Annotated in this window: 26 protein-coding genes; 12 read left to right on the top strand and 14 right to left on the bottom strand. The window is 70.5% G+C overall.

Annotation, left to right across the window (positions count from 1 at the left end):
• Window positions 1-27 precede the first annotated feature (27 nt).
• The 3 genes from AC5W7N_RS13000 to AC5W7N_RS12990 all read left to right on the top strand — a co-directional run bounded on the left by AC5W7N_RS13000 (window position 28) and on the right by AC5W7N_RS12990 (window position 2,908).
• A complete protein-coding gene (locus AC5W7N_RS13000) occupies window positions 28-1,167 on the top strand; it encodes an alkaline phosphatase family protein (protein WP_175585800.1) in 1,140 nt (379 codons plus the stop codon).
• 85 nt (window positions 1,168-1,252) lie between these two features.
• Window positions 1,253-1,573, top strand: a complete 321-nt coding sequence (locus AC5W7N_RS12995; protein WP_163810794.1) for a hypothetical protein — start codon at window positions 1,253-1,255, stop codon at window positions 1,571-1,573.
• 120 nt (window positions 1,574-1,693) lie between these two features.
• Window positions 1,694-2,908, top strand: a complete 1,215-nt coding sequence (locus tag AC5W7N_RS12990; RefSeq protein ID WP_195019526.1) for a sigma-54-dependent transcriptional regulator family protein — start codon at window positions 1,694-1,696, stop codon at window positions 2,906-2,908.
• A gap of 137 nt (window positions 2,909-3,045) precedes the next feature.
• Here the strand turns inward: AC5W7N_RS12990 and AC5W7N_RS12985 are convergent, their stop codons facing one another.
• The 4 genes from AC5W7N_RS12985 to AC5W7N_RS12970 form a co-directional block, all read right to left on the bottom strand.
• The gene (locus AC5W7N_RS12985) at window positions 3,046-4,779 is read right to left on the bottom strand and encodes an ABC transporter ATP-binding protein (protein ID WP_495923822.1); all 1,734 of its coding nucleotides are present in this window, start codon (window positions 4,777-4,779) and stop codon (window positions 3,046-3,048) included.
• A complete protein-coding gene (locus tag AC5W7N_RS12980) occupies window positions 4,776-6,542 on the bottom strand; it encodes an ABC transporter ATP-binding protein (protein ID WP_495923821.1) in 1,767 nt (588 codons plus the stop codon). The genes AC5W7N_RS12985 and AC5W7N_RS12980 overlap by 4 nt, the downstream gene beginning before the upstream one ends.
• A gap of 260 nt (window positions 6,543-6,802) precedes the next feature.
• Window positions 6,803-7,522 (bottom strand): TetR/AcrR family transcriptional regulator, encoded by a 720-nt coding sequence (locus tag AC5W7N_RS12975; protein WP_495923819.1) that lies wholly within the window; start codon window positions 7,520-7,522, stop codon window positions 6,803-6,805.
• 6 nt (window positions 7,523-7,528) lie between these two features.
• Window positions 7,529-7,939 carry a DUF5997 family protein gene (locus AC5W7N_RS12970; RefSeq protein ID WP_495923818.1) on the bottom strand — a complete coding sequence of 137 codons (411 nt, stop codon included), beginning with the start codon at window positions 7,937-7,939 and terminating at the stop codon, window positions 7,529-7,531.
• Between the two features lie 65 nt (window positions 7,940-8,004).
• On the opposite strand from AC5W7N_RS12970, the gene AC5W7N_RS12965 reads away from it, so the two are divergent.
• Window positions 8,005-8,967, top strand: a complete 963-nt coding sequence (locus tag AC5W7N_RS12965) for a LysR family transcriptional regulator (protein WP_495923817.1) — start codon at window positions 8,005-8,007, stop codon at window positions 8,965-8,967.
• Between the two features lie 150 nt (window positions 8,968-9,117).
• Window positions 9,118-9,519 carry a DUF779 domain-containing protein gene (locus AC5W7N_RS12960; RefSeq protein WP_163810781.1) on the top strand — a complete coding sequence of 134 codons (402 nt, stop codon included), beginning with the start codon at window positions 9,118-9,120 and terminating at the stop codon, window positions 9,517-9,519.
• A 1-nt stretch (window position 9,520) separates the two neighbouring features.
• Here the strand turns inward: AC5W7N_RS12960 and AC5W7N_RS12955 are convergent, their stop codons facing one another.
• Window positions 9,521-9,904 carry a MarR family winged helix-turn-helix transcriptional regulator gene (locus AC5W7N_RS12955; protein WP_194991756.1) on the bottom strand — a complete coding sequence of 128 codons (384 nt, stop codon included), beginning with the start codon at window positions 9,902-9,904 and terminating at the stop codon, window positions 9,521-9,523.
• A 182-nt stretch (window positions 9,905-10,086) separates the two neighbouring features.
• Between AC5W7N_RS12955 and AC5W7N_RS12950 the strand changes: the two genes are divergently transcribed.
• The gene (locus AC5W7N_RS12950; protein WP_495923816.1) at window positions 10,087-10,731 is read left to right on the top strand and encodes a maleylpyruvate isomerase family mycothiol-dependent enzyme; all 645 of its coding nucleotides are present in this window, start codon (window positions 10,087-10,089) and stop codon (window positions 10,729-10,731) included.
• A 5-nt stretch (window positions 10,732-10,736) separates the two neighbouring features.
• On the opposite strand, the gene AC5W7N_RS12945 is transcribed toward AC5W7N_RS12950, so the two are convergent.
• Both AC5W7N_RS12945 and AC5W7N_RS12940 read right to left on the bottom strand, forming a co-directional pair.
• Window positions 10,737-11,162: an MmcQ/YjbR family DNA-binding protein gene (locus AC5W7N_RS12945; protein WP_495923814.1), complete on the bottom strand. Its 426-nt coding sequence runs from the start codon at window positions 11,160-11,162 to the stop codon at window positions 10,737-10,739.
• 40 nt (window positions 11,163-11,202) lie between these two features.
• Window positions 11,203-12,756: a succinic semialdehyde dehydrogenase gene (locus AC5W7N_RS12940; protein WP_495923812.1), complete on the bottom strand. Its 1,554-nt coding sequence runs from the start codon at window positions 12,754-12,756 to the stop codon at window positions 11,203-11,205.
• A gap of 197 nt (window positions 12,757-12,953) precedes the next feature.
• Between AC5W7N_RS12940 and AC5W7N_RS12935 the strand changes: the two genes are divergently transcribed.
• Genes AC5W7N_RS12935 through AC5W7N_RS12920 form a run of 4 tightly spaced genes read left to right on the top strand, consistent with a single transcriptional unit; the run spans window position 12,954 to window position 16,755 of the window.
• Window positions 12,954-15,350, top strand: a complete 2,397-nt coding sequence (locus AC5W7N_RS12935) for a sensor histidine kinase (protein ID WP_495923811.1) — start codon at window positions 12,954-12,956, stop codon at window positions 15,348-15,350.
• The gene (locus AC5W7N_RS12930; RefSeq protein WP_163810771.1) at window positions 15,351-15,770 is read left to right on the top strand and encodes a roadblock/LC7 domain-containing protein; all 420 of its coding nucleotides are present in this window, start codon (window positions 15,351-15,353) and stop codon (window positions 15,768-15,770) included.
• A 15-nt stretch (window positions 15,771-15,785) separates the two neighbouring features.
• Window positions 15,786-16,160: a DUF742 domain-containing protein gene (locus AC5W7N_RS12925; RefSeq protein ID WP_036536933.1), complete on the top strand. Its 375-nt coding sequence runs from the start codon at window positions 15,786-15,788 to the stop codon at window positions 16,158-16,160.
• Window positions 16,141-16,755, top strand: a complete 615-nt coding sequence (locus AC5W7N_RS12920; RefSeq protein ID WP_048833441.1) for a GTP-binding protein — start codon at window positions 16,141-16,143, stop codon at window positions 16,753-16,755. Before AC5W7N_RS12925 ends, AC5W7N_RS12920 begins: the two co-directional genes overlap by 20 nt.
• Before the next feature lie 308 nt (window positions 16,756-17,063).
• On the opposite strand, the gene AC5W7N_RS12915 is transcribed toward AC5W7N_RS12920, so the two are convergent.
• From AC5W7N_RS12915 to AC5W7N_RS12905, 3 genes are read right to left on the bottom strand one after another with little or no spacing between them, the layout of a single operon-like run.
• Window positions 17,064-17,429, bottom strand: a complete 366-nt coding sequence (locus tag AC5W7N_RS12915; protein ID WP_495923809.1) for a hypothetical protein — start codon at window positions 17,427-17,429, stop codon at window positions 17,064-17,066.
• Between the two features lie 3 nt (window positions 17,430-17,432).
• A complete protein-coding gene (locus tag AC5W7N_RS12910; RefSeq protein WP_163810767.1) occupies window positions 17,433-17,954 on the bottom strand; it encodes a hypothetical protein in 522 nt (173 codons plus the stop codon).
• Window positions 17,951-20,092, bottom strand: coding sequence for a PEP/pyruvate-binding domain-containing protein (locus AC5W7N_RS12905; RefSeq protein WP_495923807.1), 2,142 nt, complete (start codon window positions 20,090-20,092; stop codon window positions 17,951-17,953). The genes AC5W7N_RS12910 and AC5W7N_RS12905 overlap by 4 nt, the downstream gene beginning before the upstream one ends.
• Window positions 20,093-20,562: 470 nt before the next feature.
• Here AC5W7N_RS12905 and AC5W7N_RS12900 point away from each other — a divergent pair, with 470 nt between their 5' ends.
• Window positions 20,563-20,763, top strand: coding sequence for a hypothetical protein (locus AC5W7N_RS12900; RefSeq protein ID WP_495923806.1), 201 nt, complete (start codon window positions 20,563-20,565; stop codon window positions 20,761-20,763).
• A gap of 16 nt (window positions 20,764-20,779) precedes the next feature.
• Here the strand turns inward: AC5W7N_RS12900 and AC5W7N_RS12895 are convergent, their stop codons facing one another.
• The 3 genes from AC5W7N_RS12895 to AC5W7N_RS12885 are packed head-to-tail and all read right to left on the bottom strand — an operon-like array spanning window position 20,780 to window position 23,002.
• Window positions 20,780-21,184 (bottom strand): NUDIX hydrolase, encoded by a 405-nt coding sequence (locus tag AC5W7N_RS12895; RefSeq protein WP_495923804.1) that lies wholly within the window; start codon window positions 21,182-21,184, stop codon window positions 20,780-20,782.
• Window positions 21,185-21,233: 49 nt separating this feature from the next.
• Window positions 21,234-22,061 (bottom strand): ABC transporter permease, encoded by an 828-nt coding sequence (locus AC5W7N_RS12890; protein ID WP_495923802.1) that lies wholly within the window; start codon window positions 22,059-22,061, stop codon window positions 21,234-21,236.
• Window positions 22,058-23,002 carry an ATP-binding cassette domain-containing protein gene (locus tag AC5W7N_RS12885; protein WP_495924106.1) on the bottom strand — a complete coding sequence of 315 codons (945 nt, stop codon included), beginning with the start codon at window positions 23,000-23,002 and terminating at the stop codon, window positions 22,058-22,060. Before AC5W7N_RS12885 ends, AC5W7N_RS12890 begins: the two co-directional genes overlap by 4 nt.
• 131 nt (window positions 23,003-23,133) lie before the next feature.
• Here AC5W7N_RS12885 and AC5W7N_RS12880 point away from each other — a divergent pair, with 131 nt between their 5' ends.
• On the top strand, window positions 23,134-23,883 hold the full coding sequence (locus tag AC5W7N_RS12880) for a TetR/AcrR family transcriptional regulator (protein ID WP_495923800.1): 750 nt from the start codon (window positions 23,134-23,136) through the stop codon (window positions 23,881-23,883).
• A 16-nt stretch (window positions 23,884-23,899) separates the two neighbouring features.
• On the opposite strand, the gene AC5W7N_RS12875 is transcribed toward AC5W7N_RS12880, so the two are convergent.
• Window positions 23,900-25,009: a DNA glycosylase AlkZ-like family protein gene (locus tag AC5W7N_RS12875; protein ID WP_495924104.1), complete on the bottom strand. Its 1,110-nt coding sequence runs from the start codon at window positions 25,007-25,009 to the stop codon at window positions 23,900-23,902.
• Window positions 25,010-25,030 lie beyond the last annotated feature (21 nt).

Raw genomic sequence — 25,030 nt, 5'->3', positions numbered from 1 at the left:
GCGCGCCCCGGCCCGCATCCTGAGCACGTGTTCGTCGCGCCCCGTTATGGAACGGGTTCCCTGTCCGATCTGTTTCCCTCCGTCCTGGCCGGTTTCGGGGTCCCCGGCGAGCACGATCGCCTCGGGCTCGAGCTCGGGGTGGACCGGGTGTGTGTGCTGCTGATCGACGGTCTCGGCGCCGAGGCACTGGCCGAGCACGCCGAGGTGGCGCCGTTTCTGTCCGGCCTTGCCCCCGCCGTGCTGACGGCCGGCTTCCCGACCACGACGGCGACCAGTGTCAGTTCCCTCGGCGCGGGCGTGCCGCCCGGTGAGCACGGCATCGTCGGCTATCTGTTGCGAGTGCCGGGGCAGGACCGGTTGTTCGATCCGCTGGGCTGGCGGCTGTTCGGCGCCCAGCACAAGGGCGATCTGCTCGAACAGCTCGTGCCCGAGCAATTCCAGCCCGGCGCAACGGTCTTCGAGCGGGCCGCCGCGCACGGTCTCACCGTGACGCAGGTGGCACCGCGCTACCAGGCGGGCTCCGGGCTGACTCGCGCGGTGCTGCGCGGTTGCGCGTTCCGGCCCAACTTCTCGGTGGGCGATCTGGTGGCGGGCGTGGTCGAGGCGCTGGCGGAGCCGCGTTCGCTGGTCTACGCCTACCACGGCGAACTCGACACCACCGGGCATGTGCGCGGGCCGTCCTCGCAATCCTGGCTGCTCGAGCTGGCGCACGTGGACCGGATCGCCGCCGATATCGCCGCACGCATGCCCGCGGGTTCGGCGCTCATCGTCACCGCCGACCACGGCATGGTGGAACTCGGCGACACGATCGATTTCGATGCCGAACCCGGCTTGCGCGAGGGCGTGCACCGGCTCGGCGGAGAACCGCGCGCACGCCACGTCTACACCACCGACGGCGCCACCGACGACGTGATGTCGGCCTGGCGGGAACGCCTCGGCGCCGGATTCCAGGTGCTCACCCGCGCGGAGGTCATCGACTGCGGCTGGTTCGGGCCGACGGTATCGCCGCAGGTGCATGAGCGGATCGGGGATCTGGTGGTGGTGGCCCGCGATACCGGCGGGGTGGTGCGCACGCACGCCGAACCACTGCAATCGGCGCTGCCCGGCCATCATGGCTCGCTCACCCCGGCCGAGATGAACGTCCCACTCCGCGTGTTCACCAGCTGAGCCTGCGACGCCGTGTCGGCCGGGCCGCCTAGGCTGTAGCCGACGGCCGGGCGAGGTGGCTCGGCCCGCCGACCAGGAGGATCACATGAACGCCACCATCGCACGGGTCGGCCTCGCTTGCACCGCCGCGGCCGCCGCGCTGGTGCTGGCCGGCTGCGACGACGTCGAACGCGCCCTCAACCGTGGCGGCGACACCCCGTGCCGGGAGTACGTGCAGCAGGACCCCGACACCAAGCGGATGACGGTCACCAAGTTCATCAAGCAGCTCAACAACATCGACCACGAACCGGCCGGCACCGCCGTCGATGCCACGATCATCCAGGTCGATCTGCTGTGCAGCTTCCAGCGCAATGCCGAGACCCCGATCAAGAACGCCGACGTGGCGGGCATTTTCATCAACAAATGACGCAGCGGTGAGCGTTGTGCGGCAAAGCGTCCCGCGAGCGGGTTCGGCTGCGCGAGGATAGGACGCGCAAGCAGGCCGGTCGGGGCCCGACCGGCGCCCGGACGACGAGAAGGACTGCGTGTGGCACGGTTTCGCACCCTGACCCAGCAGCGCACCGATCTCGAAAAGGAATGGGAACGCGTGGCCACCGCCCCTGGCGCTGCCGCCCGGTCCCCGAATACCTTGCTACGCACCGAGGTCGCGCAATCGTGGCGGCGCTCGCTCGGCACGGTCGACCCGGGGTGCACCGGCGCGCCCGGCCTCGACGATATCGGTGAGCGGTGGGCCCGCTCGCCGCTGCGGGTGCCGATCACCGAGCTGTCCGGCGCGCTCAACGACGTCGCCGTCGACGCCGGATACCTGGCCGCGGTCACCGACGCCTCCGGCGCGATCCTGTGGTCCGGTGGTGATCGCGCGGTGCGCCGGCGCGCCGAGCAGGTCAATTTCGCGCCGGGCGGCTGCTGGGACGAGGCCCACATGGGCACCAACGCGGTCTCGATGTCGCTGCTGACCGACGCCCCGAGCACGGTGTTCTGCGCCGAACATCTGGTGGCGGCCCTGCACGGCTGGGTGTGTTATTCCGCCCCGATCCACGCCCCCGACGGCAGACAGGTCGGTGCGCTCGACCTGTCGAGCTCCTGGGACCGGTCGCATCCGCTGGTCATGTCGTCGGTGCGCGCCTTGGTGACCGCGGTGGAGACCATGCTGCGTAGCGCGCAACCGCCGCCGCCGGCCGGATTGCGGCTGGAATGCCTGGGTGAAGCACGCCTGACCCGCGACGGGTGTACGATTGCGCTGCGCCCGCGTCAGCTGGAGATCCTGACCCTGCTCGCCCTCGAGCCCGACGGCTTCACCCCCGATCAACTGCACGCCGCCCTGTACGGCGATCGTCCCGTCACCGCCGCCACCCTCAAGGCGGAGGTCTCCCATCTGCGCCGCGCCACCGGCGGTCATATCGGCAACCGCCGTTATCTGCTCACCGGCCCGATCTCCTGCGACGCGGTCGATCTGCTGGCCGCCATCGCCGCGGGCGACACCACCTCGGCGGTGTGGCTGTATCGGGGTGCGCTGCTGCCGGGTTCGGATACGCCCGGAATCGCACAGTGGCGCGCGCATCTGGAAGTCGGCGTCCGCAATGCCGTGCTGGCCGGTGAGCGCGCCGATCACGCCGTCACCTTCGGGGAGCGTGTGCCCGATGACGTCGAAGTGCATGAGCACGCGCTGCGGCTGCTGCCGCCAGGTGATGTGCGGCGAGCGGTCGTCACGGCGCGTCTGCACACCGCGCTCCGCGGCTGATCCGCGCACCCTGCTCGCACACCGCCCTCTGGCCGCACAGCCCCGCTACCCGACCTGCCGCCGATCGACGCGGGCGAGACCGCCACCACCGCACCGGAATACCGGCTCAACGGATCGTGACCGAGCCGGGGCCCGGGTCAGGCTTCGGCTCCCGTCAATCTCCACCCCTGGGCGCGCTCGCGTTCGGCCCAGAATTCGGCGTACTTACCGGGCTGGTCGATCAGTTCCGTGTGGGTGCCGCGCTGGACGATGCGGCCCTCGTCGAGCACGAGGATCTGATCGGCGGCGGCGATGGTGTGCAGGCGGTGGGCGACCACGAGCAGGGTGCGGTCGGCGGCGAGGGTGCGCAGGGCGTCGGTGATCGCGGCCTCGTTCTCCGGGTCCAGCGCCGCTGTCGCCTCGTCGAACAGCACGATCGGCGCGTTCTTCACCAGCGCCCTGGCGATCGACACCCGCTGTCGTTCACCACCGGACAGGCTCACCCCGCCTTCGCCGACGCGGGTGTGCCAGCCGTCGGGCAGCCGGTCGACGATCTCGTCGACGCGCGCCGCCCGCGCCGCCGCCCGGATCTCGTCGGCACCGGCCTCGGGCCTGCCGATGCGGATGTTCGCCTCGATCGTGTCGTCGAACAGGTACACGTCCTGGAACACCATGGCGAGCTGGTCCATCAGCGCCTCGGTGGCCCAGTGCCGGACATCGACGCCGCCCACGCGGGCCGCTCCGGTGTCGGCTTCCCAGAATCGAGCCACCAGCCGCAACAGGGTGGTCTTTCCCGAACCCGAGGGGCCGACGATCGCGGTCAGCGTCCCGGGTTCGGCGGTGAACTCCACCTCCCGCAGCACCGGCCGGTCCCGGTATCCGAATCCGACACCGCGCAGGGCGATCTCGCCCGGCCGCGGCGCGCGCCGCACCGAGCCCTCCGGCAGCGCGGGCACCGACAGCACCTCATCGATGCGGTCGATGCTTTCCGACGCGATCCGCAGGGCGGCGGAATGGTCGACCAGTTCGATCAACGGTCCGGCGAAGCGCGTGATGAGCACCAGCAGCGCGATCAGTTCGGCGGCATCGAGCGAACCACCGAGGGCGAGAACGACACCCACCGCGATGAGCGCGACGAATGCCGCCTGCACGGCGGTCGAGAACGTCACCAGCGCGGTCACGGCTTTGCGGTTCATCGCCCCGTAGGCGCGCCGCTGCCCGGTCAGCGCGTCGGCCAGCAACCGGTTGCCGGTGCCGGTCTGCCCGAACGCCCGCAGCACCGGCTGGCGCTGGGCGAATTCGACGACCCTCGCCGCCGCTTCGACCTCGGCGTCGTCGATGGCGCCGAAACTGCGCGCGATCGCCTCCCGCGTCCGGGCGTGCGTGACGAGCAGCACCAGTCCGGCGATGAGCAGCGCCACCGCCAGGCGCGGATCGAACACGACCATGCCGACGGCCACCACCACCGGTGTGGTCACCGCGGCGATCACCGGCTGCATGAGGTGCGCGGGGACGGCGATGATGTTGGTCGTACCCTGCGACATGGCATGGGTGAGCCGGCCGGTGCGGTCGATGTCGAACCAGCCCAGCGGCATCCGGGCCAGCTGATCGGCGACCCGGTGGTGCAGGCCGAGCAGCAGGTCGTCACCGATGTGCTGGCCGAGCATCGCCTGCACGTAGTACACCGCGCTCGCCGCGACGGTGGTGGCCACCAGGGCGGTGAGCCACGGAGTCGCCGCGCCCGGATCGCCGGCCAGCAGGGGACGCAACACCGGTACCAGCAGCAGCACGCACAGGCCCTGCACGACGGCGAACGCGATCATCGCGGCGGTCCAGCGCCGGAAGCGGGGCCGATCGGCGGGATCGACCAGACCATAGAGTTTGCCGATCATCGGGCGTTCTCCTTCGGCAGTGCCTGCGCGGCCCACATCCGCGCGTATTCGCCGCCGGCGGCGAGTAGTTCGTCATGGCGTCCGGTTTCGACGATCCGGCCGCGGGCGAGCACCACGATGCGATCGGCGCCGCGGATGGTGTGCAGGCGATGCGCGATCACCAGCAGGGTCCGGCCCGCGATCAGCCGCGACAGCGCATCCTGCACCGCCGCTTCCGATTCCGGATCGGCGAACGCGGTGGCCTCGTCCAGCACCAGCACCGGCGCGTCGGCCACGATCGCGCGGGCGATCGCGATGCGCTGCGCCTCACCGCCGGATAGTTGGGCGTCGACTCCGACCTCGCTGTCGTAGCCTCGCGGCAGTGCCATGATCCGATCGTGAATGGCCGCCGCCCTACCCGCCGCTTCGATGGTGGCGGCGTCCGCGTCGGGGCGGCCGAGCGCGATGTTGTCCCGGATCGAGGTGCGCAGCAATGACGTCTCCTGGAAGACGAACCCCACTCGCCGGTACAAATCGTCTTCGGCGATATCGCGAACGTCGACGCCGCCGATGCGCACCGACCCCTCGTCGACGTCCCAGAACCGTGGCAGCAGCCGGGCCAGCGTCGATTTCCCGGATCCGGAGGCGCCGACCAGGGCGGTGACGCTGCCAGGGGTCAGCGTGAGATCGATGCCATCGAGGGCGTGGCCGCGCCCGTCGTAGGAGAACCGGACCCGTTCGAACTCGACCCGCGTGCCGTCGGGTACCGAAAGCGCTGCGGCGCGCGGAAGTTCGGGAGTGGTCAGCACCCCGGCGATCCGGTCGGCCGCGGCCCGCGCCACCTGCATGGCCAGCGCGCCGAATCCGATGGCCAGCACGGGCGCGCCGAGGCCGACCACGAGCATCGTGAAGGCGATGAGCTCGGCCGGTTCGGTCCCGAGCCATACGCCGCCGCACAACGCGACCGCCAGCAGCACCGGCGGTGAGATCAGCACCGAGGACACCGCTTCCAGCCGGTGCATCGGGCCGATCCACTCGCCGAGGAAGCGGGCCAGCTCGTCGCCGGCGCGCCGGTATCGGTCCTGGGCGCGGTCGGCCTGCCCGAATGCCTTCACCACCGCGATGCCGTCGACGTATTCGATCACGGCGGCGTCGACCTTCTCGAGTTCGGCGTTCCAGCGCGCCATCCTGGCCGCCTCGTCACGCGACATCAACGCCGTCAGCACGAACCAGGCGAGCAGCGGCACCAGGCACACCAGCGCCAATCGCCAGTCCAGGACGAACAGGTAGACCAGCGCCATCAGGGGCGTGACCACCGCGGCTACCAGGTCGTTGATCGCATGCGCGACCAGATGATGGATGGCGGTGACGTCGTCGGTGAGCGCCCGCTTCACCTGCCCGGAGCTGCGCGCGGTGAACCAGCCGAGCGGAACCCGGCCGAGCCGGTCGACCATGGCGCGACGCAGCCCGGCGGCGACGTCGGCGTCGGCGCGATGGCTGAGGGTGTAGGCGGCGGCCGCGCAGCTGGTCCGCACCACGAATCCGAGCCCCGCGACGGCCACCCACCCCCACACCACGCCCCGATCGGCGGGCGCTTCCGCCAGCAGTTCGCGCGCGATCCCGACCACGGCGAGATAGGGCACCAACGCCGCCAGCGCACCGACCAGCTGCAAGACGGCGGCCACCGCCAGCCGGCCACGCACGGGCGCGAGCACCGCACCGAGCCCGCCGCCGGTCCCCGACGGCGCCGCCGCCGCGGACTGCTCCGATACCGCAGTTCTCATGACACCCCCGAGCGAAATTAGATCAGTGTTCTAATTTGGAGTGTAGCGGAGAGGGCGCAGCGTGCAAGAGGTCTGCTGGACGTCGTGGCGCGGCAGGGTGGGGCGCCCCACCGCCACTCCCTCGTGCGCGGGCGCCGCTGGGCCCGCATGCCCGCCTTGGGCGGACCCGTTCACAGCTCGGCATCGGCGCTGATCTGCGACACCCGACCGCTCGTCAGCGGCCACCGACCCCTGCTCGGCGGCGGCCGAACCCTAGTCGCCTAGCGCTGGTCGTCGCCCGGCGGCTGGTCCATCCCCGCCGAGGCCCGCAGAGCGTGCAACCGGAGCTCCAGTCCGTCGAGCAGGCGTTCGAGCGCATATCGGCCGTATTCACGCCGGACCCTGGCGCGTTCGGCGTCGTCGGCCGCGGCGAATTCGGCGACCATCCGGCGCATCCGCTCGGCGCCCGGCCCGGCCTCGGGATGGGTTTCCAGCAGCCGGTGCAGGCCGGTCAATCCGCCGCCGTCGGGGTCGCGGGCGCGCTGGTCGTCGAGGGCGATCAGGCCGAGGCAGGTGTTGAACGCGATCGAGTAGGCGGTGGCGGCTTCATCGCCCCAGCCGGCGTCGAGCATGCGCGACACCCCGGCGTCGAGGACGGGCACGAGTCGTTCGGTCTGCGGTCCGTTGCGCAACAGCCATGCGGCGACGCCGGGGTAATCGGCCAGCTGGACGATCATCGCGGTGAGCACCCGGTGCAGCAGAGTCCGCCAGTCGGTGTCGTCGAGCGGCAGGCGCATATCGGCGTAGACCTTGTCCACGACCGCGGCGCAGACCCGTTCGCGATCGCCGATGTGGTGGTAGATCACCGATAGCGAGGTGTCCAGGCGGGCGGTGAGGTCCCGCATGGTCCAGCCGTCGAGGCCGCGCTCGGCGGTCAGCGCGACGGCGGCGTCGGTGATGGCCGCGGGGGTCAGGCCGGTCCGGTAGGCGCGTCGAGCCACGTGGCGCTAGCGGTTCTTGGCCGGGCGGTTGGTGGCTTCGCGGCGTTCGGCTACCTTGGCCTTGATGCGAGCGTTCTCGGCCTGCACGGCGGCGTAGTTCTCGCGTTCGCGGATCAGCCATTCCGGCGGATCGGCGAGCAGGGCGGCGATCTCGTCGGCGGTCAGCGCGTCGGAGACTTCGGCGCGGGCCAGGCCGCTGTTGGAGACGCCGAGCTTGCGTGCGGTGATATCGCGCGGGAAGGGGCCGGTGCGGCGCAGGTCGGTCAGCCACTGCGGCGGGTCGGTGCGCAGCTTGTCGAGCTCGGCTCGGGAAATCGGGGTGTTGCGGAATTCCTCGGGAGCCGCCGGAAGGTAGATGCCGAGTTTGTTCGCCGCCGTCAACGGCTTCATGGTCTGCGGTTTCTTGTCCGGGCTCACCGATACAGCGTACTGGGCCCGGCCGCGGGCAGGTGGCGGCGGGCCGTGCGCATACGCTGATACGAATGAGCCGCTTCGCTTCGACCGATATCGTGCGTCTGCGCTGGTTCGTCGCGGTCGCGCGGGAACTGCATTTCGCACGGGCGGCGAAGGCGCTGCACATTTCGCGCCAGCAGCTCAGCCGGACCGTGATCGAGTTGGAGAACGAGCTGGGCACCAAGCTGTTCGTGCCGGGCGCCGGTCCCACCCAGCTCACCGATGACGGCTCCCGGCTCCTGGCCGAGGCCGAGGAATTCATCGCCGCGGCCGGGGCCGAGCACGCCGGCGACGCACCGGTCGAGATCACCGGGCTGCGGGTGGGTTTCGTGCCCGGTGTGACGGTGTCGAAATGGCAGCGGATCTGGGCCGAACGGTTCCCCGAGATCCCGCTGGACCTGGAACCCATCGCGCAGGCCGATCAACTCACCGCCCTGCGGGAACGTCGGGTCGATATGTGCTTCGTCCGGCTCCCCCTCGACGACGCGAGCCTGAGCGCGATCCCGCTCTACCGCGAGCTGCCCGTGGTCGTGGTGCCGAAGGAGCATCCGATCTCGGTGTTCACCGAGGTGACCCTCGCCGATCTGGCCGAGGAACACTGCCAGGACACCAGCGATCTCGACCGCGCCGCGGGCAGTATCGAACTGGTCGCCGCCGGTGTCGGCGTGGCGATCGTGCCGCATTCGATCGCCCGGCTGCACGCCCGCCGCGACGTGGTGTACCGGACGGTGACCGACGCACCCGACACCGGAATCGCGTTGGCGTGGCCGTCGGAGCAGACCACGGAGCTGGTCGAAGAGTTCATCGGCGTGGTCCGCGGCCGCTCGCCGCGCAGTTCGCGTTCGCCGTCCTCCGATCGGGCCGACTCGGCGCGCACCGGCAAGAAACCGGCCGCTGGTAGGAAGCCGGGCAAGAACGCGGCCGCCGCGAAGCAACGATCGACCGGCGCGCGCACAGGTGCCAAGAAACCCGTCCGGCGGCGTGGGCGCTAGACCCGTCGACGGCACCAACGTGACACCAACCTTTGCCCTCCATAGTTTCCGGCATCGAGGATGTCCGCAGCAGCCACGAGGAGCAGCGATGTGCTGGTTCGAACCCGAAGCCGAGACCGCCACGACCGACGCCCCGGCCCCCGCACGCTGATGCCGGACCGCAGTGTCCGCGGCGATGCCACCGAGGCGGCGCGCTCGGTGTTGCGGCACGTGATCGACGAGCACGGCCCGGTGACGTTGCTGCTGAGTTCGGGCGCGGCGACCCCGATCTGCCTGCGCACCCGCGATTTTCAGCCGGACGACGGTGATGTGCTGGTGGCCCGCCTGCCCTGGCACACCGAATTCTGGATGAGCGGCGACAACTACGCCCGATACGCCCGCGATCACCTCACCATCGACGTCGGGCCGGATACCGGCGCCGCGGCCACCGCCTCGCTGGAGTCGGCCGAGGGAGCACGGTTCGTGCTGCACGTGCGGCCCCTGGATGCCGACGAGGCGGCCGCCGCCGCGGCCGCTCCCCCACCCCGAACAGGTGCGGACCGGCTGCGCTGATTCAGCGGTAAGGGTCGGTGATGTCCCGTAACCGGGTGAGCGCACGACGCAGCTGTGCCGTCGCTCGTGGTCCGAGATGCCGGCTCCATTCGTGCTCGACCTCGGCGACGACCGCGTTGGCCACCGCGGTCGCGCGCCGACCACGCGCCGACAGCCGCACCAGGCGCGCGCGACCGTCGGTGGGATCCGGCACCCGTTCCACGTAGCCCGCGCGCTCGAGTTGATCGACCAGGAAGCCCGCGGTCTGCTTGGTGACCTGCGCCTGCTCGGCGAGTTCGGTGAGCCGGGTGCCGTCGGGGCCGATGCGCTGCACGATCCGCGCCTGAGCCAGGGTGATGTCGGCATATCCGGCCTCGGCCAGGGCCGCGAAGACCCGGTTCTCCATGGACCGATACGGCAGGAACAGCAGCAGCCCGAGCGGCGACTCCTCGGCGGAACGCTCCACGCCTGCCCCCTTCCACGCTCTTGCAACAAGTCAGAGTCACTGACTAAAATAGTCAGAGATCCTGATTAATTTTACGGACTCGCCGCGCCGTCGGCGACTCCTCGTCCGAGCAGGTGATGGCCATGGATCGCGAACAGAGCTGGCAGGTGATCGAGCAGCAGCGCCGCGCCATTGCCGCCCTGCTCGGCGAGCTCACCCCCGCCGAATGGGATACCCCGTCACTGTGCGCCGGCTGGCGGATCCGCGACGTGGCGGCCCACGTCGCGATGACCACGCAGCCACTCTCACCGCGGGCGATCATGCGCGAATTCGCCCGCGCCCGCGGCGATTACAACGCTCTCGTCGACACCATGGCGCGCGCGCACGCCCGCCGCCCGACCGCCGAACTGGTCGCCGAAATCGGCGATACGGCCGCGTGCCGAGACCTGCCGATGGTCACCAACTACCGCAATGTGCTCTTCGACGTCATCGTGCACGGCCAGGACATCTCCCTGCCGCTGGGCCGGCCGATCCCGGTCCCCGTCGAGGCCGCCGCCGCGGCGGCGACCCGCGCGTATTCGGTCGGCTGGCCGGTCTGGAAGCGCAGCCGGCTCCAGGGCCTTCGGCTCAGCGCCACCGATATCGCATGGTCGGCGGGCCGGGGCAGTCCGGTCGAGGGACCCATCGTCGCACTGCTGCTCATGATCACCGGCCGCCCTGCCGCGCTCGACCAGCTCGCGGGCGCGGGCGTCGCGGAGATCGCCGCCCGCTGGGATCAACGCGTCTGATCCGCTCAGGGCGGGGCGGGATGCTCCTCCAGCCACAACCGGGCCCGGCGCGCCGACGCGCGGCAGAGCCAGGCGTCTTCGATGATCTCGGCGAGTTCCTGCCGAGTGAGCTGGTTCAGATGCGCCGCCCGCACCAGCACCGAGGGGTGGCCGTCGAAATGCGGGGTGGTGAAGAACGGAGTGGTGCGATCCTGCACCAGCGCCAGTTTGTCGCCTTCCGACGGCACCCAGAACATGATCACGTCGTCGTACTTCTCCCCGGTCTCCGGGTCGACGGCGTCGGGACGCGGGGTGCGGAAGAACACGAACGATTTGCCGCCCACCTGGTAGACGGCATTGCCGTGCGGACCGTCCACGCGTGTCACATGCGGCATCGCGGAGGCCAGTTCGTGCACGTCGGCCAGGCGCGCGGGCCGTGATCGACTCGGCATGCCGCCAGGGTAGGCCCGGGCGGCATACCGAGTCGACGGTTCAGCGTCCTGGCAGGAACCGCAGGTTGCGGGCGATGGTCATCAGGAACCGCTGCCACTTGTCCTGCGACAGCATCGGCGGCGGGTCGAGGTTCATGAACCGGGTGACCACGACGGTCTGCGGTTCGGTGAACTTCAGCAGCCCGTCGGCGCCGTGCCTGCGGCCGACACCGGAAATCCCCATGCCGCCCATCGGCGCACCGGTGGTCCCCCAGGCCGGCGCGTAACCCTCGTCGACACAGACGGTGCCCGCGCGCAGCCGCCGCGCGATCTGCTCGCCCTCGGACGGACTGGCCGCCCACACGCTGGCATTGAGGCCGTACTCGGTGTCGTTGGCCAGCCGCACCGCCTCGTCGACGGAATCCACCGGGTAGATCGAGACCAGCGGGCCGAAGGTCTCGTTGCGCCCGCATTCCATCTCGTCGGTGACCTCGGCGAGCACCGTCGGTTCGAAGAACAGCGGCCCGAGGTCGGGACGGGCCTTACCGCCGGTGAGCACCTTCGCGCCCTTGGACGTCGCATCGGCGACATGCTTGGACACCGTCTCCAGCTGCGATTCGGAGATCAGCGAACCGATATCGGTGGAGAAGTCGTAGGCCACACCGAGTTTCGCCGCCTCGGTCGCGGCCACGAACTTGGTGGTGAACTCCTCGGCGATCGACCGCTCGACATAGATCCGTTCGATCGAGATGCACAGCTGGCCGGCGTTGGAGAAACAGGCACGCACCGCCGCCTTGGCCACCTTGTCCAGGTTCGCCCCGCGGGTGACGATCATCGGGTTCTTGCCGCCGAGTTCGGCGGAGAATCCGATCAGCCGCTTACCGCACTGCTGGGCCAGGGTCTGCCCGGTGGCCGAGGAGCCGGTGAACATCAGGTAGTCGCAGGAGTCGACGATCGCGGTGCCGACCACGGTGCCCGGTCCGGTCACCACGGCCAGCAGGTCACGCGGCAGACCCGCACGGTAGAGCAGCTCGGCACCGGCCAGCGAGGAGAACGGGGTCTGGCTGTCCGGCTTGACCACCACCGCGTTACCCGCCAGCAGCGCCGGAATCGAATCACCGATGGACAGCAACATCGGATAGTTCCAGGGCGCGACCACACCGACGACACCCTTGGGCTGGGTGCGCACCTGGGCACGGTTGAGCACCGGGAACGCGCCGGGCACCTTGTGCGGTTCCAGCAGCCCCGGCGCGACCCGGGAGAAGTAGCGGGCGGCCAGCATCAGGCCCATGACCTCTTCCTGGGCCGCCCAGCGCGCCTTACCGGTCTCGGCCTGGATGACGTCCATCAGGTACTCGCGCTCGTCGACGATCAGCGCCCGGTAGCGCTCGAAGACGGCGGCGCGTTCGGCGGCCGGGCGGGCGGCCCAATGCGCCTGGGCGGCCCTGGCTCTGGTGAACGCGTCGGCGACGTCGTCGGCGGTGCCGACCGGCACCGTGCCGAGCGGACGTCCGGTGAACACCTCGGTGATGGTTCTGGTGGGGCGTGCCTCGGCGCCGTCGATCGCCGCGAGGGCGCTCAGTCGGGCGAAGACGTCGGCTTCCGGCGCGGGCATCAGTGCCTCCTCGATGTGGGTTACTCGTCGGTACACACAATCTACCCACACCGGAGGCGCCATGGTGCCCGGTGTCACAATCGCGCAGAACCGCCCGGGCGCGACGCCGGCCGGACCGGCCGCTGCCATGTCAAATCCGGTCCCGCTCAACGGGACCCGAATACCGATTCGGTCACGATGGCGTTTATGTTGTGCCGATGTTCAGAGCGAGGCTCGGTGTCCGGGCACGGATACTGGCGATCGCCCTCATTCCCAGCCTGACTCTGCTGGTAGTCGGCGTTGGTGCAGCGGGGTACCTGGTCGACCGGGGCAATCACGGCAAACAGTGGGCCGAGGCCATGCAGGCGGCCATCGACCCGACCCGTCAGCTGCTGGACGCGGTGCAGCAGGAACGGCGGCTCACCCTCACCCACCTGGCCGGAGATCCCACCGCGGCCGCGGGCCTGGCGTCCATCCGGCCCCGGGTCGACGCGGCGTTTCAGGCGTTGATCGAGGCGTCGATTCCGCTCCAGGAGCTCTCACCCGAGACCGTGGGCGCCGATGTCGGCGGCTTCGTCACTCTCGGTCAGCAGCTGGCCATGGTGCGCGATGCCGCCGACGCCAGGGCTCTGCCGACGCCGGACGCCTACACCTTCTACACCCGGGTCTTCGATGTGCTCACCATCGGCACGCAGATGGCGCAGCGGTCGGCGCCGGACCCGGCCGTGGTCGTGCAGCTGGCGTTGTCGACCCGGCTCATCTACGGCCTCGAAGCCGTCTCGCGCAGCAACGCGCTGGCCGAGGCGGCGCTGGTGAACGGCTCGGGTGTGGTCGCGCTGCCGGAGGAGTTCATCGCCCAGGCAGGCACCCATCGCACCACGCTGCCCCCGCTGGCCGCCGATCTCGAACCGGCCTTCCGAGACAAGCTGCAGGCCGTGCTGGCGAGCCCGGCCTGGCAGGTGCTCGCGTCGACCGAGCAGGCGCTCACTCAGCGCACCTTCGACCGGCCCGAGGCCACCGAGCCGTCGCAGACATCCTCCGGGGAGACAGCCTCCGGCCGCACCGGCACCCGTACCACGGCCGATGACGAACCGGCGCCACTGCCCGCCACGATCGAGCAATGGCGGGACGCGGAGGCCGAGGTCAACAACGCGCTGCTCGATATCTGGGACATGCACAACCGGCACGCCCAGCAGATGTCCCGAGATTCGGCCACCGAGTCCGCGGCCGCCTCTCTGGCTCTCGGCGTCACCGTGCTGCTCATCAGCATCGGCGCCTTCCTGGTCTCGCTGGTGCTGGCGAACCGGTTCATCCGCAGGCTGAAGCGATTGCGCGATCAGACCTTGGCGCTGGCCGACGAAAGCCTGCCCGGCATGCTCGCTCGCCTGCGCGCCGGCGAGCAGGTCGATCCGGTGGCCGAAGCGCCGCGCCTGGACTTCGGCCGCGACGAAGTCGGCGCGGTGGCAACGGCCTTCGAGCACGCGCACGCCGCCGCCGTCACCGCCGCCGTCACCGAGGCCCGCACCCGCGAGGGTGTGCGCGCGGTGTTCCTCAATATCGCCCACCGCAGCCAGATCGTCGTACACCGCCAGCTGGAGATCCTCGACGCGGCCGAACAGCGCGAAGAGGATCCGGCCATGCTGGACACCCTGTTCCGCCTCGACCATCTCGCCACCCGCGAACGCCGCAACGCCGAGAACCTGATCATCCTCGGCGGCGGTGAGCCGGGCCGTCGCTGGCGCAACCCGGTGCCGCTGATCGACCTGGTGCGCAGCGCGATCGGGGAAACCCTCGACTACACCCGGGTGCGCCTCGGCACCCTGCCGCAATCGCGGATCGCCGGCAACGGAGTCGCCGACCTGGTGCATCTGCTGGCCGAATTGGTCGACAACGCCACCTCGTTCTCGCCGCCGCAATCGCGGGTGGAGGTGACCGGCAATATCGTCGGCAAGGGGCTGGTCGTGGAGATCAGCGACCAGGGCATGGGAATGAATGCCGACGAACTGGCGCGGGTCAACGAGATGCTCGCCGATCCACCCGATTTCGGCGTGGCCACCTTGTCGGCCGATTCCCGGCTCGGGCTGTTCGTGGTCGGCCAGCTGGCCGCACGCCACGACATCTCGGTGCGGTTGAGCGAATCCGATTACGGCGGGGTGCGGGCGATCGTGCTGGTGCCGTCGAAGCTGCTGCTGCCGGGCGAGACCGGCGCCGCGCCCAGCGAGCCGGTGACCAAGCCGCAACGTCGACCGGCGTTGCCCGCGGCGAGCGAGCCGGTAACGCGCGCCGTGGAATCGGCGCCCGCACCGACCGCGACCCTGCTGGCCGACCCGCCGCCCGCGCCGACGCCCGCACCGCGGCCGGCCGAGCCGGTGGAGCGCACCGCCGACGGTCGTCCCGCTTTACCCCGGCGGAATCGGCAGACTAGTCTCGCACCGCAATTGGCGCAGCCGGTCACCCCGCAGCCCGCCTCGCAGCGACCTCGCACCGCCGAACAGGCCCGAGATCTGATGTCGGCCATCGAGAACGGCACCAGACAAGGTCGCAAGCCGCTGCCCGCCGACGATTCCGTCGCGCCGGCGCCGCCGAACTCGACCCCGAAGGAACAGGAAGGCTAAGTGTCCACTTCCCCCGCAAGTGATCTCAACTGGCTGCTCGACGACCTGGTCGAGCGGCTGGCCGGCGTCCGGTACGCGGTCGTCCTGTCCACCGACGGTTTGCTGCTCGGTCATTCCGACGGGATCGCCCGTGAGGACGGCGAGCATTTCGCCGCCATGTCCTCCACGCTCTACGGTCTGGCCCGCAGCGCGGGCAGCCGGTTCGACGGCGGCGGGGTACGTCAGGCCGTCATCGAACTCGACCGCGCCGTGCTGTTCGTGACCTCCGCGGGCGATAACGCCTGCCTGGCTCTGCAGGCCTCGGAGACAGCGAATCTGGGCATGGTGGCCTATGAGATGAACCTGACCGTGCAGCGGGTGGGCAATTACCTGTCGACCACCGCCCGCAATGGCGCCGCCGAGGTCGAATCCCAGGCGTGATGTGGTGGGTTCGTTATGACGCGTATGGGTGAGCCGTGGTTCGACGAGGCGGCGGGTCCGCTGGTGCGGCCCTATGCGGTGACGCGTGGGCGCACGATGGGCGCCGCACACGATCTGGACATGCTCACCGCGGTCGTCGCGGCGCGTCCCGCACCGACCATGCGGCGTGTCGAACCCGAATACGCGCAGATCGTCGCGGAGTGTGTGCAGCCGCGATCGGTGGCAGAGGTGGCGGCCACCTTGAAACTGCCACTGGCAGTGACCAAGATTCTCGTCGGAGATCTGATCGGTGACGGGCACCTGATCTTCCGGGCTCCGGTGCAACCGGAGGCCGGGCCCGGCGACCTCAACGTATTGCGAGCGGTACTGGATGGAATCCGAAAAATTTGACCCTGCCCGGCTCGACCCGAACGGGGTGCCGCATCTGGCTGCCTCGGTGAAGGTTCTCATCGCGGGCGGATTCGGTGTCGGCAAAACGACACTCGTCTCCGCCCTGAGCGAGATCACGCCGCTGCGCACCGAAGAGATGATCACCGAGATGAGCGCCGGGGTCGATGACCTGTCCGGTGTCGAATCCAAGACCACCACCACGGTGGCACTGGATTTCGGCCGGATCACCATCGACAGCGATCTCGTGCTGTACCTGTTCGGTACGCCGGGACAGGACCGGTTCTGGTTCCTGTGGGATGAGCTGGCCCGCGGCGCGCTGGGCGCGGTGGTGCTCGCCGACACCCGCAGGCTCGGCAACTCCTTCGCCGCGATCGACTACTTCGAACGCCGCAAACTGCCGTTCCTGGTGGGCGTCAACTGTTTCGACGGCGCACCCCGCTACACCACCGACGAGGTCCGCGACGCCCTGGACCTCGACCCGGAGACCCCGGTGATGCTGTGCGACGCCCGTGACCGCGTCTCGTCGAAGAACGTCCTGCTCAGCCTGATCGAACACCTCATCGACCGGGCCACCCGAGCCCACGTCACCACCTGACCGCCGCCCGGGAGGGCAGGCGGTGCGCCGCGGCAGCGCGGTGCGGCAGATCGGCCCGTCGCCGGGCAGACTGCGGCGGTTCGGATCGCGGAGGGAAGCCCGCGGCGGTTCGGCCCGCCCAATGCGGCCTGCAGCGGCTCGGCCCGCACACGACCGCCCGCAGCGGGGCTCGGCCCGCACACGACCGCCCGCGGCGGTTCGGCCCGCACTGAGCTCCGGGCGACGGCTCGTCCGCAGCGGGCAGCCCGCCGCGGGCAGACGGCACGGTCAGAACGGGGAGTTCGCGCGAACACCGGTGCGGCGCAAGGTCAGTTGGTGTGGCGTTCGGTGGCGAGGTGATGGCCGCGGATACCGTCGACGGTGAGGTCGTCGAGGCAGCCGGTGAGGCGGCGTTCGGTATGCGGGCCGAGGGCCGGTTCGAGGACAACGGTCCAGCGGGTGCCGTCGTTGGATGGGCCCGCGACCAGGCGGACGTGGTTGGCGATGCTGGCGCATTCCTCCCACAATCGCAGCGCCGCAGCGGGACCCGGGGTCCGCGCGTGGGCGTCGAAATGGATGATGGTGCGGCTACCCGCTGCCCCGCTGTCGGTTTCGAACTTCATGCTCGTCGCCATCGCGGACAGGCCCGCGACGGTGACGATCGCCAGCAGCGCGAGCACCAGCACCCGGCGCACGGCTCACCACCGCGCGCCGGTCAGCGGCCCGCGCAGCAACCGCAGACGATCCGGCGGCGGGGTCAGGAACCCGGCCTCGGGCAGCCGCAGCCGCTCCAGGCCGGTGAGGATGCGGCGTTCGGCCGCCGGGCCAGCGGTCAACCGGGCGAGACGCTCGACCAGCCACGCCACTCCGGTCAGCAGGACACCACCGGCGAGCAGCACCGGAACGAACACCCCGAGCCGGTCCGGCCGGGCCAGCCAGGCGAAGCCGACCCGCGATTGCGGTACCGCCGCGTGCACGATGCGGGCCGTGCTGTCGTGGTCGGCACGGCTGCGTTCGCCGCCGTCACCGAGTTCACGCTGGATCGCGCGCAACCGCTTGGTCAGCACCATCGCCACCAAGGCGATCTCGGCCGCGATGAACAGCGTGGCGGTGAGAATCGCCCGATTCCACTCCCAGCGATATAGATACACGAAAACATAGGTGCCGGTGGCGATCAGCGAAGCGACCGCCAGCAACATCCCGAGACCACGCGCGTTCATCCCCGGCCCTCCTGTTCCACGCACACCCGCACCTGGCCGGTGCGCCCGTCGAGTTCGACGACCGCGCCGTCCGGCAGCCGCCTGGTCGCCTCCGGATAGCCGACCACCACCGGAACACCTTGCTCGCGCGCCAGGATCGCGACATGGCTGAGCGGGCTGCCGGTTTCGGCGATCAGCCCGGCCAGCCGCGGCACGACCACCGCCAGCCGCGGATCCAGATGCCGCACCACCAGCACCGAGCCCTCCGGCGGCCGGTCGCCCATATGGACGATGCCGCGTCCGGAACCGCCGCCCGCCCCGACACCGCAGTCCCCGGTTTCCGGTGCGCCGCCCACCGGGACCGGCCAGCCGTCCTCGGCGAGCCGGAACCGGGTCGGCAGCTGGACGACGGCCCGGGTGGGCGACTCATCGGCCGCGGGCTGTCCGCCCTCCGCGGCGAGGGGCCCGGGCGCGTCCACGCGCGCGGCACCTGCGGTCTCGCCGGCATCGATGCCATACGCCGCGCCCTCACCCGCATCGGCCCGACGCAGCGGCGTGCGGCCGGTGACGGCGACGAGGTCGTCGAAGCTGAGCAGGGCCACCGATTCCACCGAGTCCAGGGCGCCCTCGGCCGCGAGGCGGGTGCCCAGTTCCCAGGCCGCGCGGGCGCCGAGTTCCTGCACCCAGCGGGCCCGTAGCCGCAAGGCTTCCCGCGCCAGCGCCAGGGCACCGGGGTCGAACTCCGCGATCGGTGCGTAGGCCTGATCGAGATCCGGTGGCGCGGTGCGGGGTCCGATGCGTGGCGGGGTCAGCGCCAACACCACCGGGTATTCCTCGATGACGCGGTCGGCGGCCATGCCCGCGGCCCGCGCCTCGGTGAGGGCGGCGAGCGCCATCGCCGCCGCGGTGGGAGCGGATTCGCGGGGGCTTGCCAGCATGCCGGCCAGTGCCTCGTATCCGTGCAGCGCGGTCAATGCCGTGCGGGAGTTGTCCAGGACGGCCAGCAGTTGGGTGCGGCTCAACTCCGTCGGCGGCGGTACCGCGGCGAGATCGGTGTCCGCCCGTTCGCAGATCCGCTGGGCGAGTGCGGGCATCGCGGCAGCGAGACGTCCCACCCGCATCGCGGCACCCAGTTTCCGGGCACCGGGACGCGGATCGAGCAGACCGAGCAGCCGGCGCCGTGGCCGCTCCACGCCGAGCAGTTCCAGGTCGGCGACGGCGACGCCGAGGACCGCGGTGGCGACCGGCGACTCCCGGATGCGGCGCGCCGGTGCGGAGCCGGTCAGTTCCAGGGCCACCCGCAATCCCTCGGCCAGCGGCGTCAGCCACAGGTCCTGTTCGAGCGGGCGCAGCGGATCGGGAAAGGTTTCGGCCAGCGGGCCGGGGCCGAGCACCGGGCCGGTGACGCGGCCGTGCAGCGTCGTGATCGGCCGGGCCTGGAGCAGTCGGACGTTTCCCGCGGCGTCGACCGCCCATTCGATGTCCTGCGGGCCGCCGAACATGCGCTCGGCGCGCAACGCCATCCGGATCACCTTGCGGCGCACCGACCCCGGCAGGCCGGGCGCGTCGTGCGCCACGACCCGCCGCACGCGTCCCGATCGGGTGAGCAGTGCCGTCCATCCGTCCTCGGCTCCGCTCACCACCGCGTCCGGTCCGCCGCGTACCGCGGTGATCATCATCCGGTCGGTGCGCCCGGTGACCGGGTCGGCCGTGAACACCACTCCGCCCCAGCTCGCCGCCAGGAACGGCTGCACCAGCACCGCCATCGCCGCACCGCCCGCGGCGTCGGTGGCCGCGGGGGTGCCTGCGGAGGCCAGCACCTCGTCGACGGCCTCCCGGAAGCGCGGCCAGCCGCGCACGCCGAGCACCGAGGTGAACATGCCCGCCATGGATCGTTCGGCACTGTCCTCCGCGACCGAGGACGACCGCACCACGAGCGGTCGGGCACCGCCATCGGACAGCTTGCGCCACAACAGTTCCGGCGAATGCTGTGGCTCGGACCAGGCCGTGGTCAGCACGAATCCGTCGAGAACCGGCAGCCCCATGGCAGCGGCCTCGGCGAGGGCGGCGGCCTTGGCGCCGGTCAGGTCCGCGTCGCGGGCGCGCGGATCGGCGAGTGTGACGATGCCGGGGCGGGTCGGGGCGGTAATGAGGGTCATCGGGGGCACCCTTCGAGATGGAAACGACGTTGTTTCGATCGGGCCCGTCCGGTGCGGTCAGATCCGCGTGGGATCGGGCACGCACCGCGGGGGCGCTGGAGCGGCGCAGTGCTGAATCGGCATCGACGCCAGGGGTCCGGCCACAACGACCTCCTAAGAGGAGATGATTCCTCCGCTTACTTGAATTCCAGTGTTGCGCCCCGGCCCCCCGGCGTCAAGGAAGGAACGTTCGTTTTGCAGTCGCGCAGGTCACGACCGGCGAGCCTGGAGCTCACGTGCCATCCAGGGTAGGATGCCGCGGCCGCCACCAGTGTTGCTCGCACACAACGTTATTCATCGGCAACGCCCTCGCGATCACCACGTTCACGCAGGCGCCGCCGCCACCGGCACCCTCGCCCCGAGAGTTCGGGGCTGCCCCCGCCGCGCGGACCCGCCGATACTGACGGCACCCCAATTCGAACGGAGCCGTCATGGTCCTCACCCGAGCCTGCGCCGCAGTCCTCGTCACCGCCGCCCTCGCCACCGGAGTGGGCATGGCCGCCCCCGCGGCGACCGCCGCGCCCACCGGCTCCGCCGACTCCGGTTCGGCGACCTACGCGCGCGACTTCGTGCAGTTGATCGTCTGCTTCTTCCGCGGTGAACTCGTGGGCTCGAAAGCGCCGCTCTGCTGATCGGCGGCCCGCGCCGTCAGTGCAGGAGCCCGGCGCCGGCCAGTTCGTCGAACAACAGCTGATCCACCGGCGGCACCAGCTCGCGGTCGCCGTAGCCGAACCAGGCGAGCGCCTCGATCTCACTGCTCGGGGTGAGCGTGCCGCGATATTCGGCGGTGTAGCAGCTCATCCGCACCGAGAAAGCGCCGTCGGCGGCCTCGTACACCCCGACCTGGACGGCGGTCTCGGGCAGCAGGGCGACGGTCAGTTCCTCTTCGATCTCGCGCACCAGGGTCTGCAGATCGGATTCGCCGTGCTCGCGCTTGCCGCCCGGGATGTAGAAGACAGCTTTGCCGCGCGGCCGTGCGCACAGGATCTTGCCCTCCTCGATGCGCACCCACGCCACCGTATCGATGAGTTCGGTCACCAGCCCGTCGGTCACCGTCGCAGCCTATCGGCCCGGTGCCGATGACACCGGGCCGACAGGTCGTTCAGCGGCTGAGGCGCTGGAACCGGCGCACCGCAAGGGGCAGGAAGATCGCCGTGATGAGGATCGGCCAGACCACCGCCATCAGCACCGCGTGCTGTTCGATCCAGGAATCGCCCGCCCCCACGGGGGTGCCGAACAGTTCCCGGCTGGCGGCCACGGTAGAGGAGATCGGGTTCCATGCCGCGATCACGCCGAGCCAGTCCGGCATCAGCTGGGGTGCGACGAAGATCGAGGAGATCATCGTCAGCGGGAAGGCGACCGCGAACAGCCCGCCCGCGGCCTCCGGGTTCGGCACCAGCAGCCCGAGCCACACGCCGACCCAGATCAGCGCGAACCGCAGCCACAGCAGCAGCAGGAAGGCCGCGATCACGCCGAGTATCCCGCCCTCGGGCCGCCAGCCGATGACCAGCGCGGTGAGCATCAGGATGGTCAACTCGGCGCAGGCCACCAGCAGATCGGTGACACCGCGACCCGACACCACCGCCGACGGCGACATGGGCATCGAGCGGAAACGATCGATCACACCGTTGGTGGCGTCGTAGACCATCACGGTCGCGGTATTGATGAAGCCGAAGGCCATCGTCATCGCGAACATGCCCGGCATCAGGAAGCTGCGATAGTCGCCGCCGCCCGGCACCGTCATCGCCGAACCGAACACGTAGCCGTACAGCAGCACCGACAGGATCGGAAAGCCCAGCTGCCAGGCGATATTCATCGGCTGACGCTGGTAGTGGGTGAGCCCGCGGCGCACCACGTTCCAGCAGTCGGCCACCACCCAGTAGCCGCGCGAGCGAGCGCGCACAGGCGCGAGATCAGCGGTCGCGCTCATGCCGCCACCTCCTCGGCCGCGGCCCGATGGCCGGTCAGTTGCAGGAACACATCGTCGAGGCTGGGCCTGCGTAAACCGATGTCCTCCACCGTGATTCCCTGGTCCTGGAGCGTGCGCGCCACCTCGGTGAGTGCGGCGACGCGGTCGGTGACGGGTGCGTGCACGCGGCGTTCGGCGTCGTCGAGGTCCGGTTCGCCGACGCAGACCCTGGCCACCACCTTCGCCACGGCGGGCAGGTCGGCGATATCGGCGGCCACCACTTCGATGAGGTCGGCGCCGACGGTGTTCTTCAACCCCTCCGGGGTGTCGTCGGCGATGGCCCGCCCGGCATCGATCACGGTGATGCGGGAGGCGAGCTTATCGGCCTCCTCGAGATACTGGGTGGTCAACAGCACGGTCGTGCCGTCGGCGACGAGTGCCCGCACCGACTCCCACACCTCACCGCGACTGCGTGGATCGAGACCGGTGGTGGGCTCGTCGAGGAACAGCACATCCGGCGCGAGGATCATCGACGCGGCCAGGTCGAGCCTGCGCCGCATGCCGCCGCTGTACTTGCCGACCCCGCGATCGGCGGCCTCGACCAGATCGAAACGCTCGAGCAGTTCGGTCGCGCGGCTGCGGGCGCGACGGGCGCCCAGGTGGAACAGCCTGCCGAACATCTCCAGGTTCTGCCGGCCGGTCAGCACTTCGTCGACGGCCGCGTACTGCCCGGTCAGCCCGATCCGGGAGCGCACCTCGCGCGGGTGGCGCGCGACATCGAGTCCGGCCACCGTCGCCCGGCCGCCGTCGAGCCGGATCAGCGTCGACAGAATCCGCACCGCGGTGGTCTTGCCGGCACCGTTGGGCCCGAGCAAGCCGTGCACGGTCCCGCGACGCACCGTCAGATCGAATCCGTCGAGCGCGTGCTTGTCCCCGTATCTCTTCCTCAAACCCTCGGCCATCACGGCGTATTCGCTCACACAACCCTCCGTACCCAGCAGAACGAATCGGAACTGGGTACAGCGTACCCTAATACGAGTACGATGTACCCAGTTAATTTTCGGGGCCCGATCCGGGCGATAGGGTGACGACCATGGCGAGCACGGAGACCAGCGGCAGCGGCGACATCAACCGCACGCTCGAACTGCTGTGGGACACCGGTCCCCGGCCGAGCCGAGGGCCGAAGCCGGGTTTGACCCTGGACCGCATCGTCGAGGCCGCTGTGCAGGTGGCCGACGCCGAGGGCCTCGAGGCCGTGACCATGCGGCGGGTCGCCACCGAATTGGGCACCGGCACCATGACGCTGTATCGCTATCTGCCGGGCAAGGCCGAGCTGCTCGACCTCATGCTCGACCGGGTTCAACGTCCCGATCACGACGTGACGGCCGCCGACGGCTGGCGGGCCGCGCTCGAGCAGGTCGCCCACGGGACGCTGGCGCTGTATCGCCGCCACCCCTGGCTGCTCTACGTCAACCAGGCGCGCCCGATCATGGGCCCCGGCGCTGTGGAGAGCATGGAGGTGGTGCTGTCGGCGATCAAGCCGATGGGATTGACCGATGTCGAACTGATCTCGGTGATCGTCATGATCGACAACTTCGTCGTCGGCGCCGCCCGCGCCGAGGTCTTCCAGCAGGAAGCCTTGCGCACCACCGGCATGACCGACGCGGAGTTCTGGCAGGCGCAGCTGCCGATGCTGGAACGAGCGATGAACAGTGGGCGGTATCCGATCATGGCCGGTCTCGAGGAGAACGCCTTCGATCAGGACTTCGATCACTTCGGGTTCGGGTTGCGGCGCATCCTGGACGGGCTGGCGGACCTGATCGCCGAACGCGGGCGCGGCTGATCGATTCCAGCGGTGGTCAGCTCGCCCGGATGGTGAGCCGATCCCGTCCGGTGGCCGCGGCCAGATGGGCAAGTGACTCGGCGAGTTCGGCGCGGGGCACGGCGGCGCCGTCGAACATGGCGGCGACGACCTCGTCCGAGTCGGTGAGTTCCCAGGTACCCGCGATCCGGCCGCGTGCGACCACGATGGGCGCGATCCAGCCCGCGGTCCGGCTCACCTTCGCCCGATGCTCGGCGGGGAGCAGTTGCGGGTCGCCGGTGCCGGGTCCGAGCACGTACTGGTCGAACGCGCCGAGCAATTGCACCGCATCGTCGGGTTCGGTGGCGGCGAGTTCGTCGGCGTGTTCGGTCAGGATGTAGGCGCGCCGGCCGTCGACGTCGACTTCGGTGAGCTCCTCCCCCAGATCGGCGAACCAGCCACGCACCCTGGTCTTGCGGTGCGCGCCGCGGCTGAGCCAGGCATCGAACGCTTCGGGGGTGGCCGGGCCGTAGGCGCCGAGGTAGGCGGTGACCGCGGTGCGCGCGGCCGCGTCGACGTCGGTCACCGGCCGCCAGCCGGGCAGGGTGGACGGGCTGGTGAAACTCACCTTGGTGCCGCGTGCCGGACCGTGGCACAGCACTCCTTGCCAGGCCAGTGGTTTGAGCAAGGCGCCCCAGCCCGAACGCAATTCGGCTTCGTGCACCGCGAACGCGGGATCGGCGGCGATCTGCTCGACCAATTCCTCGCGGGTGAGGATCTGGGATTCGAGCAGCTCGCCGACCTTGTCCGCGAGCGCCGCGACCTGGGCGGGGGTGGCGCCGAAGGTGCGCTGCCAGGACGGCTTCTCCCAGGTCCGCGCGGCGGCGAGCAGGGTAAGGCAGGCAGCGGCGGTATCGGGTGTCATGGCGTGCAGGGTGCCCCGCATCGCCCAGGTCTTGATCAGCTCGCCCGCGGTGAGGGCGCGTGCGACGGCGCCGGTTTCCGGTGTGGTCGTGCGCAGCGCCGCCGCTAGTTCGGCCGAGGACGCCACCTGGGCTTGCAGCCCGCACAGTCGCGCCGCGATGCCGACCACGCCGACGGCCGCTCGCGGCCGCACGTACTGCCGCCGCAACCGCCACGCGAAGGCCTGGTCCCAGCTCACCCGCATCCGCACACCTTTCTCCTACCG

Source organism: Nocardia sp. CDC519, from assembly GCF_059509835.1.
The sequence above is the reverse complement of the archived record's forward strand: the minus strand, read 5'-3'. Positions and strand labels throughout refer to the sequence as shown.

What these genes read in the sequence shown, in the direction of transcription:
- AC5W7N_RS12995 (WP_163810794.1), top strand. Translation starts at nt 1,253, where the DNA reads ATGAACGCCACCATCGCACGGGTCGGCCTCGCTTGCACCGCCGCGGCC.
- AC5W7N_RS12985 (WP_495923822.1), bottom strand. Translation starts at nt 4,779, where the DNA reads ATGATCGGCAAACTCTATGGTCTGGTCGATCCCGCCGATCGGCCCCGC.
- AC5W7N_RS12980 (WP_495923821.1), bottom strand. Translation starts at nt 6,542, where the DNA reads ATGAGAACTGCGGTATCGGAGCAGTCCGCGGCGGCGGCGCCGTCGGGG.
- AC5W7N_RS12965 (WP_495923817.1), top strand. Translation starts at nt 8,005, where the DNA reads ATGAGCCGCTTCGCTTCGACCGATATCGTGCGTCTGCGCTGGTTCGTC.
- AC5W7N_RS12960 (WP_163810781.1), top strand. Translation starts at nt 9,118, where the DNA reads ATGCCGGACCGCAGTGTCCGCGGCGATGCCACCGAGGCGGCGCGCTCG.
- AC5W7N_RS12955 (WP_194991756.1), bottom strand. Translation starts at nt 9,904, where the DNA reads ATGGAGAACCGGGTCTTCGCGGCCCTGGCCGAGGCCGGATATGCCGAC.
- AC5W7N_RS12950 (WP_495923816.1), top strand. Translation starts at nt 10,087, where the DNA reads ATGGATCGCGAACAGAGCTGGCAGGTGATCGAGCAGCAGCGCCGCGCC.
- AC5W7N_RS12945 (WP_495923814.1), bottom strand. Translation starts at nt 11,162, where the DNA reads ATGCCGAGTCGATCACGGCCCGCGCGCCTGGCCGACGTGCACGAACTG.
- AC5W7N_RS12940 (WP_495923812.1), bottom strand. Translation starts at nt 12,756, where the DNA reads ATGCCCGCGCCGGAAGCCGACGTCTTCGCCCGACTGAGCGCCCTCGCG.
- AC5W7N_RS12935 (WP_495923811.1), top strand. Translation starts at nt 12,954, where the DNA reads ATGTTCAGAGCGAGGCTCGGTGTCCGGGCACGGATACTGGCGATCGCC.
- AC5W7N_RS12925 (WP_036536933.1), top strand. Translation starts at nt 15,786, where the DNA reads ATGACGCGTATGGGTGAGCCGTGGTTCGACGAGGCGGCGGGTCCGCTG.
- AC5W7N_RS12920 (WP_048833441.1), top strand. Translation starts at nt 16,141, where the DNA reads ATGGAATCCGAAAAATTTGACCCTGCCCGGCTCGACCCGAACGGGGTG.
- AC5W7N_RS12910 (WP_163810767.1), bottom strand. Translation starts at nt 17,954, where the DNA reads ATGAACGCGCGTGGTCTCGGGATGTTGCTGGCGGTCGCTTCGCTGATC.
- AC5W7N_RS12905 (WP_495923807.1), bottom strand. Translation starts at nt 20,092, where the DNA reads ATGACCCTCATTACCGCCCCGACCCGCCCCGGCATCGTCACACTCGCC.
- AC5W7N_RS12900 (WP_495923806.1), top strand. Translation starts at nt 20,563, where the DNA reads ATGGTCCTCACCCGAGCCTGCGCCGCAGTCCTCGTCACCGCCGCCCTC.
- AC5W7N_RS12890 (WP_495923802.1), bottom strand. Translation starts at nt 22,061, where the DNA reads ATGAGCGCGACCGCTGATCTCGCGCCTGTGCGCGCTCGCTCGCGCGGC.
- AC5W7N_RS12885 (WP_495924106.1), bottom strand. Translation starts at nt 23,002, where the DNA reads ATGGCCGAGGGTTTGAGGAAGAGATACGGGGACAAGCACGCGCTCGAC.
- AC5W7N_RS12880 (WP_495923800.1), top strand. Translation starts at nt 23,134, where the DNA reads ATGGCGAGCACGGAGACCAGCGGCAGCGGCGACATCAACCGCACGCTC.
- AC5W7N_RS12875 (WP_495924104.1), bottom strand. Translation starts at nt 25,009, where the DNA reads ATGCGGGTGAGCTGGGACCAGGCCTTCGCGTGGCGGTTGCGGCGGCAG.